The 14,180-nt window shown below is 53.6% G+C and carries 14 protein-coding genes; 4 read left to right on the top strand and 10 right to left on the bottom strand.

The features are described 5' to 3' along the window. Positions 1–60: 60 nt before the first annotated feature. Genes RIN69_RS15400 through RIN69_RS15390 form a run of 3 tightly spaced genes read right to left on the bottom strand, consistent with a single transcriptional unit; the run spans position 61 to position 2,653 of the window. Positions 61–861 carry an ABC transporter ATP-binding protein gene (locus RIN69_RS15400; RefSeq protein WP_313852857.1) on the bottom strand — a complete coding sequence of 267 codons (801 nt, stop codon included), beginning with the start codon at positions 859–861 and terminating at the stop codon, positions 61–63. Further along, entirely contained in the window at positions 858–1,622 is a 765-nt protein-coding gene (locus RIN69_RS15395; RefSeq protein WP_313852856.1) for an ABC transporter permease, read from the bottom strand. Before RIN69_RS15395 ends, RIN69_RS15400 begins: the two co-directional genes overlap by 4 nt. Positions 1,623–1,633: 11 nt before the next feature. Next, positions 1,634–2,653 carry an ABC transporter substrate-binding protein gene (locus RIN69_RS15390; RefSeq protein ID WP_313852855.1) on the bottom strand — a complete coding sequence of 340 codons (1,020 nt, stop codon included), beginning with the start codon at positions 2,651–2,653 and terminating at the stop codon, positions 1,634–1,636. Between the two features lie 510 nt (positions 2,654–3,163). Between RIN69_RS15390 and apbE the strand changes: the two genes are divergently transcribed. The 3 genes from apbE (at position 3,164) to RIN69_RS15375 (ending at position 6,609) form a co-directional block, all read left to right on the top strand. Next, the gene (gene apbE / locus RIN69_RS15385; RefSeq protein ID WP_313852854.1) at positions 3,164–4,171 is read left to right on the top strand and encodes an FAD:protein FMN transferase ApbE; all 1,008 of its coding nucleotides are present in this window, start codon (positions 3,164–3,166) and stop codon (positions 4,169–4,171) included. 21 nt (positions 4,172–4,192) lie between these two features. Then, a complete protein-coding gene (alkB, locus tag RIN69_RS15380; protein ID WP_313852853.1) occupies positions 4,193–4,834 on the top strand; it encodes a DNA oxidative demethylase AlkB in 642 nt (213 codons plus the stop codon). A 122-nt stretch (positions 4,835–4,956) separates the two neighbouring features. Beyond that, positions 4,957–6,609 carry a multidrug ABC transporter permease/ATP-binding protein gene (locus RIN69_RS15375; RefSeq protein WP_313852852.1) on the top strand — a complete coding sequence of 551 codons (1,653 nt, stop codon included), beginning with the start codon at positions 4,957–4,959 and terminating at the stop codon, positions 6,607–6,609. 178 nt (positions 6,610–6,787) lie between these two features. Here RIN69_RS15375 and RIN69_RS15370 read toward each other — a convergent pair whose 3' ends face one another. Then, positions 6,788–7,669, bottom strand: coding sequence for a LysR family transcriptional regulator (locus RIN69_RS15370; protein WP_313852851.1), 882 nt, complete (start codon positions 7,667–7,669; stop codon positions 6,788–6,790). Between the two features lie 99 nt (positions 7,670–7,768). Here RIN69_RS15370 and RIN69_RS15365 point away from each other — a divergent pair, with 99 nt between their 5' ends. Next, positions 7,769–8,275, top strand: coding sequence for a phenolic acid decarboxylase (locus RIN69_RS15365; RefSeq protein ID WP_313852850.1), 507 nt, complete (start codon positions 7,769–7,771; stop codon positions 8,273–8,275). A 66-nt stretch (positions 8,276–8,341) separates the two neighbouring features. On the opposite strand, the gene RIN69_RS15360 is transcribed toward RIN69_RS15365, so the two are convergent. The 6 genes from RIN69_RS15360 to RIN69_RS15335 all read right to left on the bottom strand — a co-directional run bounded on the left by RIN69_RS15360 (position 8,342) and on the right by RIN69_RS15335 (position 14,153). Then, positions 8,342–9,136, bottom strand: a complete 795-nt coding sequence (locus RIN69_RS15360; protein WP_313852849.1) for an amino acid ABC transporter ATP-binding protein — start codon at positions 9,134–9,136, stop codon at positions 8,342–8,344. Continuing rightward, on the bottom strand, positions 9,120–10,064 hold the full coding sequence (locus RIN69_RS15355) for an amino acid ABC transporter permease (protein WP_313857766.1): 945 nt from the start codon (positions 10,062–10,064) through the stop codon (positions 9,120–9,122). The genes RIN69_RS15360 and RIN69_RS15355 overlap by 17 nt, the downstream gene beginning before the upstream one ends. A gap of 10 nt (positions 10,065–10,074) precedes the next feature. After that, a complete protein-coding gene (locus RIN69_RS15350) occupies positions 10,075–10,587 on the bottom strand; it encodes a GNAT family N-acetyltransferase (protein WP_313852848.1) in 513 nt (170 codons plus the stop codon). A gap of 10 nt (positions 10,588–10,597) precedes the next feature. Then, positions 10,598–11,539: an ABC transporter substrate-binding protein gene (locus tag RIN69_RS15345; protein WP_313852847.1), complete on the bottom strand. Its 942-nt coding sequence runs from the start codon at positions 11,537–11,539 to the stop codon at positions 10,598–10,600. Positions 11,540–11,551: 12 nt separating this feature from the next. Beyond that, entirely contained in the window at positions 11,552–12,868 is a 1,317-nt protein-coding gene (locus RIN69_RS15340; protein WP_313852846.1) for an LLM class flavin-dependent oxidoreductase, read from the bottom strand. A 127-nt stretch (positions 12,869–12,995) separates the two neighbouring features. Continuing rightward, a complete protein-coding gene (locus tag RIN69_RS15335) occupies positions 12,996–14,153 on the bottom strand; it encodes an amidohydrolase (protein WP_313852844.1) in 1,158 nt (385 codons plus the stop codon). Positions 14,154–14,180: the final 27 nt, after the last annotated feature.

The following is a 14,180-nucleotide window of genomic DNA, read 5'->3' as shown; positions in this document are numbered from 1 at the left end:
TGCGCTCCTGTTAATTTTGCTTCTCTTCGCTAGCGTTTTCTCAATCCTTTAACTGCTTCCTTAAGTCTGCGAACACCCTGCTGCCATCTCCCGCTTAAACACCGCCAGCGTATGCGCTTTGACCCGGATAAACTCTGGATCGCTCATCGCTTCGGCTCCGCGTGGGCGCGGCAAGTTAAACGGGACGATTTCCGCGACGCTGGTCGGGCGGCGGGTCAGCAGCAGTATCTCATCAGCCAGAAACACCGCATCCTCCAGGTCATGTGAGACAATCAACATAGTGACGCCGGTGGCTTGCTGCACCTCTTGCAGTTTATCGCGGATAAACAGCGTCATCTCAAAATCCAGCGCGGAAAACGGTTCATCAAGGAACATCACTTCCGGCTTGGGAGCCAGCGCGCGCATAATGCACACCGTTTGCTGCTGACCGCCCGACAATTCATACGGATAGCGCTGCAAATCAAAGCGAATATCAAACATCCTGGCGAGTTCTTCGACGCGTGCGGTGACCTCGGCTTTTGCCATTCCCCGGCGGATCAACGGATAGGCAATGTTTTTCCATGCGCTCATCCATGGAAACAGCGCATCGCGATAGTTTTGAAACACATAGCCAATGGTGGTTTCAGCCAGCGTTTTACCATCAAACAGCACCTGGCCTTTATCGATCGGAATTAACCCGGCAACCATATTCATCAGCGTTGACTTACCGCAGCCGTTCGGGCCAAAAATCGACACGATTTTGCCTTTAGGCAGATCGAGATTAAGGTCCTGATACAGCGGCTGGCCAGCAAAAGATTTATACAGACCACGAATAGTCACATGGGTATCGGGCGCAGGGTAGTGAATTGCAGGTGTCGTCATGCTTTGCCACTCCAGTGAACGAAGCTTTTTTCAATCAGTAAAAAAGCCAGATTAAGCAGATAGCCAAAGGCACCGGTTATCAGAATCGAGGCGTACATATCTTTAATGTTAAACACCTGCTGCGCGTCAATAATGCGGTGTCCCAGGCCGGTTTCCGAGCCGATAAACATCTCGGCGACGATCACAATTACCAGTGCCATTGACACGCCGGTGCGCAGTCCAACAAAGGTTTGTGCCAGGCTCTCCATTAACATGATGTCTTTAAAAATATGCCAGCGCGAAATGCCCATCACCTGCGCCGCCATCAGCCGGGTCTTTTTGGCATTCATTACGCCGTAGGCGCTGTTAAACAGAATCACCAGTACCGCCGCAAAAGCCGCAATGGCAATTTTATTGGCATCGGTAATGCCAAATATCAGCAGAAACAGCGGAATTAACGCCGAAGAGGGCGTCGAGCGAAAGAAGTCGATCAGGAACTCAACGCTGCGATAGACCTTTTCGTTGCTGCCTAAAATAATGCCCAGCGGCACACCGATAACCGCTGCAAAGGCGAATGACATCAACGTGCGGTACAGCGTCGCGCCAATATCTTGCATCATGCTGGCATCGCCGAGCATTGAAAACAGATAAGCCAGCGTCTCACCCGGTGACGGCAACAAAACCGGATTCAGCCATTTAGCACTGACGGCGGTTTGCCAGAAAAGGTACAGCAGAATCGGGCCGATAAACGGCAACAGACGATGTTTCCAGTTAGATTTCATACCACCTCCGATCAGGCCTGCCAGATGATTTTTGCCACGTCCACCGGCTGGCGGAAGATTTTGCGTTCGGTAAATACGTCGTAAAATTTCTGGAACCATTGCAGATTGTCACCGGTCAGCTGGTCGTACATCACAAATCCCGGTAACGGTACTTCTTTGGCTAAAGCAGGTTCGATACTGGTATAACCCGCGACATTTTCGCGGGCGGCATCCGGGTTCTGCTGAATAAACTGCACCGCCTGACCATACGCGGCGATAAAGCGTTTGGCCTGATCGTTGTCACTGCTGATGAAGTTGCTGGTCAGGGCGGCTGCGCCACCAAACCACGGTGCACTGGCGTCGCCGAGCACATATTTCGAGATCACACCGGTTTCCAGCACCCGCGCCAGTCCTTTCATCCGCGCCACGGTTCCGGTTGGCTCCAGCGTGTAGACGCCATCGATTTGTCCGGCGGCAAGTGCAGGGGCGTGCTGGCCGACCGGCAACTCAATCACCTTAGGCTGCGTAAAACCGTTTTTCTCCAGAATGATTTTGGCCATGGTGACGTTCTGAATACCGGGGCCACAGGCAATCTTCTTACCTTTCAGCTCACCGATGGTTTTTACCGTGCTGTTGACCGGGACTAAAAACTCATCAAGTACCATTTTCTCATTTGACGGATTGGAGCAGATTATTTTGAACAGATTCGGGCTGGTGATTTCACCGAGGCCCAGCGCACCGGTTGCCGTACCGTTGGCACAGCCATCAATACGCCCGGTGATCATCGCTTCGACGATCTGCTGGGCGCTGGCGAATTTTACCGCTTTCACATTCAGTCCGGCCTGCTTAAACAGCCCTTGTTCAAGACCGACATACAGCGGTAAGCCGCCGACAATCGGCCAGTAACCAATACGGATTTCCTCTTCCGCCGCCCATGCCATGCGGTTTCCCAGCATGCCTTCCAGCGCCAGGCCACCCAGCGTAAGGGCAGAATATTTCATCAGACGGCGACGCTGTTGGTTGATATTTCCTGCTTTGTTATTTTCGCTCATAGCCAGCTCCTGGTGCTTAAGGTTGTGTCCGCACTTGTATACAAGATGAAAAACACTAAGCAGGAGTTGTGCCAGGTTTGCAGGCCTTTGTTTATCCGGGATTGATGGCCTTAAGGTAAGATTGCCGGCATCTATTTGGTGCAGCGTGGTCAGAGATGGTGCTGAGGGCAAATAAAGCGGCCCCAACAATTGGGGCCTTAACGAGTGTTACCGATGGCGTTGGCGGGTAAGCGCTTTGGCGCGATTCTCTTTATGATATTTATAACCGGAAAAGACCACCAGTCCGGCGAGAATCACGAGGAGCACGATATTTTGCATAAGGGTCTCCTTTATAGCTAATACACATATCGATCGGTCTGAGGTAATTTTCTCAGACTGAGCATTCTGGTGAGCCAGCATAGTCTGGTCAATGAGACATTTGCTGGTTTACAAAAACTTTAACTATGTTAATCAATGCTAACAAAGTGAAATAAACAAGGATATTCAATGAAGTTGTTTATGCTGCCCGTCATGAGTCTACTGCTATCTTTGACTGTTTCTGGTTGCGATCGGCAACCGGCATCAACGTCGCTGGTGCTGGAAGGCAAAACCATGGGAACTTACTGGCGAGTCAGTCTGGCGGGAGTGGACGGTGAACGTGAAGCTGAACTGAAGCAGGCCATTCAGCAGCAGCTGGATGCTGACGATCGGGAGTTATCGACGTGGAAAAAAGATTCAGCCCTCTCCATCTTTAATCAATCCCGCAGCCAGCAGCCGCAGGCAGTTAGCGAAAATATGGCGGATATCATTACGCTGGCGCTGCGCATCGGTAAAAAAACCGATGGTGCGATGGATATTACCGTTGGGCCGCTGGTGAATTTATGGGGCTTTGGCCCGGATAAACAGCCGGTGGAAACTCCCACTCAGGCACAGATCGATGCCGCTCGTGCGTTGACCGGGTTACAACATCTGAAAGTGATCCAGAGCGGAGAAGGGCAGTGGCTGCAAAAAGATCTGCCGGCGCTCTATGTCGATCTGTCTACGGTCGGTGAGGGGTTTGCCACCGATCATCTTGCACGCCTGATGGAGCAGCAGGGCATTAATAACTATCTGGTATCAGTAGGCGGTGCGGTATTGACGCGTGGTCGCAATGCCGAAGGGAAACCCTGGCGGGTGGCGATTCAGAAACCGACGGATAAAGAGAATGCGGTTGAGGCGATTGTCGATCTGCAAGGTCACGGTATCAGCACCTCTGGCAGCTATCGCAACTATTACGAACTGGATGGCAAGCGGATCTCTCACGTGATTGACCCGATGACCGGGCGACCGATTGAGCATAAACTGGTGTCGGCAACGGTTATCGCGACCACCGCGCTGGAAGCGGATGGCTGGGATACCGGGTTAATGGTGCTGGGCACCGAAAAAGCCAAACAGCTGGCGATGCAGGAAAAACTGGCGGTTTACCTGATTACCAAGCAGGATGACGGCTTCAGTACCTGGATGTCGCCGCAGTTTGAAGCGTTTTTGCAGCAGCCATAACTTACTGGCGAGGAGATAAAGATGCTGGATTTATTCAGCGATGAAGCGCCTTGGGCAGAACCGCTGGCCGAAGGCGCAGTGATTTTGCGTCGGCTGGTACGTGATGAAGGTGAAGCGCTGCTCAACACGGTATTAAGCATTGCGGCGCAAAATCCTTTTCATCATCGCATTACTCCCGGCGGCCATCGTATGTCGGTGGCGATGACTAACTGTGGCGATCTCGGCTGGTCAACGGACTCGCGCGGTTATCAGTACAGCGAACATGATGCGGCCACCGGCCGTAAATGGCCGCCGATGCCGGACCGTTTCCGCGCGCTGGCAAAATCAGCAGCGGCTCAGGCAGGATTCAGCGGTTTTAATCCCGACGCCTGCCTGATCAACCGTTATGAGCCGGGTGCCAAACTGACCTTACATCAGGATAAAGACGAAAAAGATCTTCGGCAGCCGATTGTCTCCGTCTCGCTCGGCTTACCGGCGGTGTTTCAGTTTGGCGGTTTCGATCGCGCTGACGCCAGCCAACGCGTGTTGCTGGAGCATGGCGACGTGGTGGTATGGGGTGGGCCGTCACGCTTACGCTTCCATGGCATTATGCCGTTGAAAGCCGGTATCCATCCGCTGGCCGGGCCATTCCGCTATAACATTACCTTCCGACGCGCGCTTTGATGCTGTGCTACAAACGTCTCATTCTGAATGATGAAAAACCTGCTTCAGAATGAGAATTATTATTGCTATCGATTAGCTTCTCATTAAACTGCAGGCAGCTTTTTTAAAACCAGGAAGTTGTCATGGAGTTGCTGCACGTCGTTTATAAACAGTACCGCTGGCCATTTATTATGGTGATGGTGCTGAGTCTGCTCAGCGCAGTACTGGGGATCGGGCTGATTGCCTTTATCAACCGCGAGCTGATCGTCAGCATCAATTCGTCATTGCTGGTACTGCCGAAGTTTTTAGGCTTACTGCTGCTGCTGATGGCGGTGACGCTGGGCGCTCAACTGGCGCTGACTCAGTTAGGGCACCACTTTATCTATCGCCTGCGCGGCGAATTTATCAAACGTATTCTTGATACCCGCGTTGAACGTATTGAGCAGATTGGTAATGCTCAGCTGCTGGCAGGCCTGACCAGCGACGTGCGCAATATTACGCTGGCATTTGTGCGCCTGCCGGAATTGATCCAGGGGATTATCCTGACCATCGGCTGTGCTGCCTATCTGGCATGGTTGTCACCCAAGATGATGATTGTCACGGCGGTATGGGTGACGATTACCATCATTGGTGGCTGGCTGCTGGTTTCCCGCGTCTACCGCCATCTGGCTACGCTGCGTGAAACCGAAGATCGACTGTATAAAGATTACCAGACGGTGATTGACGGGCGCAAAGAGCTGGCGCTGAATCGCGATCGCGCGCGTCAGATCTATGAAACGGTTTATCAGGAAGACGCCAAAAATTATCGCCATCATATTGTGCGTGCGGATACATTCCACCTGAGTGCGGTCAACTGGTCGAATATTATGATGCTCGGCGCGATTGGGCTGGCGTTTTTTATGGCCAACAGTCTCGGCTGGGCCGACACGGGCGTGGCGGCTACCTATTCCCTGACGCTGCTGTTTTTGCGTACTCCGCTGTTGCAGGCGGTCGGGGCACTGCCGACGCTGCTCAGTGCGCAGGTGGCATTTAATAAACTGCGCGCGTTTAAACTGACCGATTATCGCGAAGATTTTAGCGCGCTGGCGCCATCAAAAAACTGGCAGACCCTTGAGCTGCGTGATGTGGTATTCCATTACGGTGATGCAGGTTTCGCCGTCGGGCCGATCAACATGACGCTGAAACGCGGTGAACTGGTGTTTCTGATTGGCGGTAACGGCAGCGGCAAATCAACGCTGGCGATGCTGCTGACCGGACTGTATCAGCCGGTATCCGGTTCGATTTTGCTGGATGGAGAAGAGATCGGACTGGCGCGGCTGGAGGAGTATCGCAAACTGTTCTCTGCGGTGTTTACGGATGTCCATCTGTTTGACCGCCTGATTGGTCGCGAAGGTGAAGCTGCCGACCCTGCGCTGGTACAGCAGTGGCTTGAGCGCCTGAAAATGCAGGATAAGTTACAGCTGGAAGGCAATAAAGTGCTGAACCTGCAATTATCGAAAGGGCAGAGCAAACGTCTGGCGCTGTTGCTGGCCACCGCCGAGCAGCGTGACATACTGCTGCTGGATGAGTGGGCGGCCGATCAGGATCCGCATTTCCGCCGGATCTTCTACCGCGAGCTGCTGCCATGGTTGCAGGGAATGGGTAAAACGGTGTTTGCCATCAGCCATGACGATCACTACTTTATTCATGCCGATCGCTTACTGGAAATGCGCGAAGGTCAGCTAAGTGAGCTGACCGGCACCGAGCGTGAGCAGGCGACGCTTGATGCGGTCAAACGTACCGATACGGCGCATTAATGGCTATGACAATCACGCATAACGTGCGCATTTATTGTTGTTAGTCATGACGATAGCGGTGGGTTAAGGTAATGACAGACCCAGGCTGCACCGCCTGACGTCTTTCCTGGACCTTTCTGTCGTCTTGCCAAATGGTTAATACCGGTTTATCACGCTGATAAACCGGTTTTTTTATCGCTTATTCTTCCTGCCGGGTGAACAGTTCCGTCAGGGTAGCAATCTCCGCATCCCACGCCAGATTCTGCTGGCGAAGAATCAAATGCAACGCCGTTGTACGCCTGACGCCATGCTCTAATGGCAATATTTTCAATTGATTTTGGTCGAGTAATGGCGCGATGCGTTCTGCGGGCAGCCAGCCGTAACCTACCTGATGCACTACCGCCTCTATCGCCGCCTCAATCGTGGTAAAGGTCCAGCTTTCAGCTAAGGCTGCTGGCTGCTGTTGAGCCTGCTGTAGCTGGTCGGTGATTTTAATCAGTGGATAGTGATGCAGCTGGGCACTGCTGATTGGAGCAGGCAGGCTATGCAGCGGATGCTGTGAGTGCGCCACTGCGATGAAATCCACATTCATCAGCCACTGGCCGGGATCCTGAGCATGATGATTACGCGTCAGCACCAGTAAATCAGCCGGGCGTTGCGCCAGCTTTGCCGGGCTTTCGCTGTTTAACACTTCGGTAAGATGAATCTGCGTCAGCGGATGCCGTTGCTGGAAGTGGCGTAATACATTAAATAATCGGGCGCGCGGAAAAATACTGTCCACTACCAGGTCGATACGCGCTCGCTGTCCGCTCTTTAACGCGGCGGCACGCCGCTCTATCTGATGAAAGTCGCGCAGCAGCGGACGCACCTGAGCCAGCAGCAGCTCACCCGCGGGCGTCAGTACTGCGCGTCGGCCTTCGGGTTGCAATAACGCCACCCCCAGCCTCTGCTGCAATAACGAAATATTATAACTGACGGCTGACTGGCTGCGATTAGCGGCCTTTGCTGCCAGTGCAAAACTGCCAAGATCAACCAGACTTTCCAGTAATGACCACTGCTCAAGTGATGTTTTATGTAACATGATTAATCTATTTTTTAGATGATTTACCCGCAAAATTAGCGTTATTCATCGAATTAATAAAGCGATAAAGTGTTCTCAACGAAACAAAGGAGAACAACCATGAGCCAGTTTGATAAAAATGACCTGAGTGGATTTACCGGCAAACACCTGGTGTATACCTATGATAATGGCTGGAATTATGAGATTTATGTAAAAAATTCCACCACCCTCGATTACCGTATTCATAGCGGTCTGGTGGGAAATCGCTGGGTAAAAAATCAGCATGCGTACATTGTCCGGGTTGCCAGCGACGTGTATAAAATTTCATGGACCGAGCCGACCGGCACTGATGTTAGCCTGATCGCTAACCTTGCCGATAATGTGTTCCACGGCACTATCTTTTTCCCACGCTGGGTGATGAATAATCCGGAAAAAACCGTCTGCTTCCAGAACGATCATATTGCGCAGATGGAAAGCTATCGTGATGCCGGCCCGACATACCCAACCGAAGTGATTGATGAATTTGCCACTATTACTTTTGTACGTGACTGTGGTGAGAATGATGAGTCGGTCATTAATTGTGCGGCCAGCGAGCTGCCAGCCGATTTTCCGGCTAACCTGCGGTAATTAAGCAGAAGGCGGCGTAAACGCCGCCCTGATCCACGGGAGCCGCTTTTGGCTCCCGTTTTGTCGCTATAATACGCGCGCCAGAAAACGTCGGGTACGCGGATGCTGCGGCTGATTGAGCACCTGCTGCGCACGTCCTTGTTCAACCACCTTACCATCGACCATAAACACCACCCGATCTGCCACCTCACGGGCAAAGCCAATCTCATGCGTCACCACCACCATGGTGGTGCCCGATCGCGCCAGCTTTTTAATCACATCCAGCACTTCTCCCACCAGCTCAGGATCGAGAGCAGAAGTTGGCTCATCAAATAACATCACCCGTGGATTCAGCGCTAATGCCCGGGCAATAGCAATACGCTGCTGCTGACCACCGGAGAGGTGGCGCGGCCAGGCGTGCGCCTTCTCGCGCAGGCCAACGGTATCCAGCAGCTGGTAAGCCAGCTCTATGGCCTGTGCCCGCGTCTGCTTTTTATGCACAATCGGCGCTTCAATAATATTTTCCAGCACTGTCATATGCGGGAACAGATTGAAGTTCTGGAACACATAGCCCACTTCCGTGCGCTGGCGCAGAATGGCTTTTTCTTTCAGTTCATATAAACGATCGCCTTTACGCTGATAGCCGATATAGTCGCCGTCGATACGGATGAAGCCTTCATCGACGCGCTCAAGGTGATTGATGGTGCGTAACAGCGTTGATTTGCCGGAGCCGGATGGCCCGAGAATCACCGTTACCGAGCCGGGCTCCAGTTCCAGCGACACATCATCCAGCGCCTTATGCTTACCAAAGCTTTTGCTGACCTGGGCGATACTGACCTGGCCGCGTAATGGATTGTTTGAGTAATCAATAGCCTCTGACATGGCTGACTCCCTGGGTAACCGGTTGACGTTGCAGACGCTGGCGTAGCTGACGCCATAATCCCGGACGATGTTCGCGGGTGGCGCTACGCGCCAGCCAGCGTTCGACATAGTGCTGAATCACCGACAGTACGGTAGTCACCAGCAGATACCACACCGCGCCGACCATCAGCAGCGGAATGACCTGCTGAGTACGGTTGTAAATCATCTGGATGGTGTAGAACAGTTCCGGCATTGCCAGCACATAAACCATCGCCGTGCCTTTTGCCAGACTGATAACTTCGTTAAAACCGGTGGGAATAATGGCGCGCAGCGCCTGCGGCAGGATAATTCGCAGAGTGCGACGGCGTGCCGGTAAACCGAGCGCCATTGCCGCTTCAAATTGTCCTTCATCGACGCCGAGAATGCCGCCACGGATAATCTCTGCGGTATAAGCCGCCTGCACCAGCGTCAGGCCAATCACCGCGGTGGCAAACTGGCCGAGTACATCAATGGTCGGATAGCTGGCAAACACCAGCGGAGTAAAAGGAATACCCAGCGACAGCGTGTCGTACAGATAGGAGAAGTTATACAGAATAATCAGCACCACAATCAGCGGCAGCGAACGGAACAGCCAGATATAGATCCAGGCCAGGCCGGAAAGCAGCCACGAGGATGACAACCGCGCCAGCGCCAGTAGTGCGCCGAGTACGATGCTGAACAGGGTGCCAAGTAGCGTCAGCAGCAGCGTCTGCGCCAACCCCTGTAAAATCACCGGATCGAAGAACCAGCGGGCGAATACCGCCCATTCCCAGCGTGGATTAAAAGCGACGGACTGAACGACAGCCGCCAGAATAAACAGCGCGACCAGCGCGCCCAGTTGGCGCAGCGGATAGCGTGCGGGTACCACGCGCAATGTCGATGTCGATGTTGATGTCGGTGTCGGTTTCATCATCGGCTCCTTAACTGGCCTGAGCGGTTGCCGCGATGGCTAACGGTTTGGTAAAGCGCAGGCGACCATCGTGTGGCGGCAGGCTGTAACTTTCCGGATCGCGGTTGATATCGAACTGCGGCTGATAGCCGTGGGCGAGATAAAGACGCACCGCTTCAGGCTGGCGAAAACCCGTGGTCAGATAGACCTGCTGATAGCCAGCGAGACGCGCGCGCCGCTCCAGCTCCTGTAAAATTATCAGTGCCAGCCCCTGGCGGCGTAAATCACTGCGTGTCCAGATACGTTTTAGTTCGGCAGTTTGCGCATCAAGGGCTTTGTAAGCGCCCATCGCAATGATCTCGCCGTCACGCTCCAGCACGATAAATAAGCCCTGCGGCGGCAGATACCATTCGGTAAGCTCCACCTCGTTTTTACTGTCAAAATAGTCACCGTAACGCGCCTGATATTCAGCAAACAGCCCGGTGATAATCGGCTCCAGCTCCGGGGCTTCCGGCGAGAGCTGACGAAAATGTGTCTGGCTCATTATTTTTCCCCTAGTCGCCGAGGCCTGGCGGGTTAATTTCAGACTGTCCGATGCGTTCAATACCTTCACCCCAGCGGTTCAGCACTTTGTCGTATTCACCGCCTTTAATCACGCCGTTCAGCGCGGTGTTTACCGGTTCGACCAGACCACCGCCTTTCTTCAGCGTGACCGCAATGTGCGCCGCTTTCGGCCAGCCGCCATCGACACTGCCGACCAGCCTGGTTTTACCGGTCAGCGCGGCTTTCCATGCGCCAATCACATTGGGGCCAAAGTAGGCGTCAGCACGTCCGGACTGTAATGCCAGCGTTTGCGCGGCATCATCTTTGCTGTAGACCGGAGTAAAAGGCTTAAGCCCTTTGGCCTGATTTTCTTTGTCCCAGGCGAGCAGGATCGCCTCCTGATTCGTGCCTGATCCGACGATAATTCGCAGACCGGCAATATCTTCGGCTTTCTCAATGCTGGCAATTTTGCTGGTGGATTTGACGTAGAAACCGAGCGAGTCTTTGCGGTAGGTGGCAAAATCGAACTTCTCTTTACGCTCCTTAGTCACGGTGACGTTGCTGATGGCGGCATCATATTTGCCGGAGGCGACGCCCAGCGGCCAGTCTTCCCACGAGGTCGGCACCACATTCAGTTCCAGACCAAGACTGTCGGCTACCAGACGGGCAATATCGGCCTCGCTGCCCAGCAGGGTTTTATTGTCGGCGGCAAATAATGTCAGCGGTGGCGAGTTCAGTGCCGCCACTGCCACGGTGAATTTTCCCGGTACGGCAAAGCGATGCCCGGCAGGAATTTGTGCGATAGCGGCGGGATTTTTCGGCGCATTAACCGGTTGCTGATTGGCTTCAACGCTAACGCCCTGGCCGTTCAGTGTCACTTCCTCTGCGGCTGCCAGCCCGCTGAACATCAGTGAGGAAAGCAGGGCGACGGCAAATAGTTTTTTAGTTTTCATCGATTCACACTCTTATTGTGCAGAAAATTGATTGGCTGGTGTGGCTAAACCAAGGCTTGCGCGCAGGGTGGTGCCGGGATATTCACTGCGTGACAGGCCGCGAGCCTGCAAAATAGGCACCACGCGATCGACAAAGCGCGGGAAGGTGTCCGGGGTACCGCCGTTGATAATGAAACCGTCAGCGGCGCCGATTTCAAACCAGTGCTGCAGACCATCGGCGACCTGTTCCGGCGTGCCGTGGAACCGCGGGCGTGGGGTCGCGGCTTCCAGCGCGGCCTGACGCAGGCTGTGGTTATGCTCACGCGCTTTACGCTTAATTTCATCGGTAGTGCTGCGAAAGCTGTTCTGACCCAGCTGGCCCAGTTCCGGGAAGGGCGCATCCAGCGGATACTGACTGAAATCATGATGTTCAAAGAAGCGACCGAGGTAGTTGAGCGCATCCTCAATTGAGACCAGCGCGGCAGTGGTCTGATACTGCCGTTCGACATCTTCAGCATCGTCACCGACGATGACGCTGACGCCCTGGAAAATATGCAGATCTTCTGGCCGACGTCCGTTTGCCACTAACTGATGCTTAACGTCCTGATAAAACTGCTGCGCTTCCTGCGGCGTTGGATGATGGGTAAAAATGGCATCCGCGTGGCGGGCTGCCAGTTTTTTGCCATCTTCCGATGCGCCGGCCTGAAAAATAATCGGGCGCGCCTGTGGGGTACGTCCAATATTAAGTGGCCCCTGCACCTGGAAGAAATCACCGTGATGATTCAGGGTATGCAGCTTATCTGGGTCAAAAAACTCACCGCTCTGCTGATTGCGAATAAACGCATCTTCTTCCCATGAATCCCACAATCCTTTGGTGACGGTGAGAAACTCATCGGCAATACGGTAACGCAGCGCATGTTCCGGATGCTGCTGGCGTGAGAAGTTTTTGGCCGACCCTTCCAGCGGGGACGTCACCACATTCCAGCCAGCGCGACCGGCGCTTAAATGATCCAGGCTGGCGAACTGACGTGCGACGGTAAATGGATCGCTGTAAGAAGTGGACAGGGTGCCGACCAGACCTAAGTGGGTGGTGACGCTGGCCAGTGTACTGAGCAGAGTAATCGGCTCGAAGCGATTTAAAAAATGCGGGATCGATTTTTCATTAATATACAGTCCGTCGGCAACGAACAGAAAATCGAGTTTTCCTTGCTCGGCTTTTTTCGCCACGCTTTTGACGAAGTCTAAATTAATACTGGCATCAGGTTGGGCATTGGGATGACGCCAGGCAGACATATTTCCCGATGCGCCGTGTAATATTGTTCCTAAGCGTAATTGTCGTTGCGTTGCCATATTTCACTCAATGTATTCAACTGTTAAACAGCACTATTCCTGAGTGAGCTAATTTAGTAAAACAACAAATCCGGCAATTAACAGCAGTAAATATCAATAAGCCCGGCGGGAATATCCCGCCGGACAATCAGGCATTCACTGCCTGTGAAGGGGTTTGCGTCAGCGAAGTCAGTGCCTGTTCCGCCAGCCGGGCGAAATAATTCGCGGCGGGATGAATCAGCGCTTCATCGGGATTAAATTGTGGATGATGCAGGCCATATTCACTGGCGCTGCCAATACTGACAAATACCCCCGGCACATGATGCAAATAGAAGGCAAAATCCTCACCGCCCATCTGAATCTCTGCCGGTTTTAGCTGATAGCCGCTGGCGGCAGCCACCTGCTGGCTAAAGGTTGCCCAGTGCTCGCTGTTCACCAGTGCCGGCGGTCCGGCCTGCCATTCCAGCTCAACTCGTGCGCCGAAAGCTGCCGCAACACCCTGTATTATCTGGCGTATTTTCTCCGGTATTGCTGCGCGCACGCTGTCGTTATGGGTACGCACCGTACCTTCCAGCTCCACTGTCTGCGGCAGCACATTCCAGGTATTACCGCCTTGGAAGCGGGTCACGCTGACCACCACCGACTCCAGTGAGCTGAAACTGCGGCTGGGCAGAGTTTGCAGCGCGGTAACGATCTGGCTGGCGGTGACAATCGAGTCTACTCCTTCCTGCGGACGTGCGGCGTGGGCCCCTTTACCGGTGACGCGAATCACGAAGCGATCAACGTTTGCGTAGAACGGACCACCCCGCGCGGAGAAGGTGCCGACCGGTAATTCAGGTGCATTATGCATACCAAAAATTGCCTGTACGCCTTCCAGCACGCCAGCATCAATCAGCTGCTGTGCGCCGGTAAAGGTCTCTTCAGCAGGCTGGAACAGTATGCGCACGCGTCCAGGCAGATCGGCTTCACGCGCTTTCAACAGCAGTGCGGCTCCCAGCATAACCGAGCTGTGGACGTCGTGCCCACAGGCATGCATTACGCCAGGGTGATGTGATGTGAACTCCACTCCGCTGCTCTCTTCAATCGGCAGAGCATCAATATCAGCGCGCAGCGCAATTAACGGTTCACCTGTGCCTATTTCGGCGATTACACCGGTTTTCAGTGGATAATTAAGCTGACGGATATTTGCCTGTTCCAGCCAGCGCCGAATACGCTCGCTGGTGGCAAATTCCTCGCCGGAAAGTTCCGGGTTTTTATGCAGCTCACGTCGCCAGGAAATAAGCTGCTGACTCAGTGCAGTGGTCATCAATACTCCATTTGTTAATATTGATCA

This window comes from Winslowiella toletana (genome assembly GCF_032164335.1).
Lineage (GTDB): Bacteria > Pseudomonadota > Gammaproteobacteria > Enterobacterales > Enterobacteriaceae > Erwinia > Erwinia toletana_A.
Note: the sequence above shows the minus strand (reverse complement) of the source record. Positions and strands in the feature narration are given on the sequence as shown.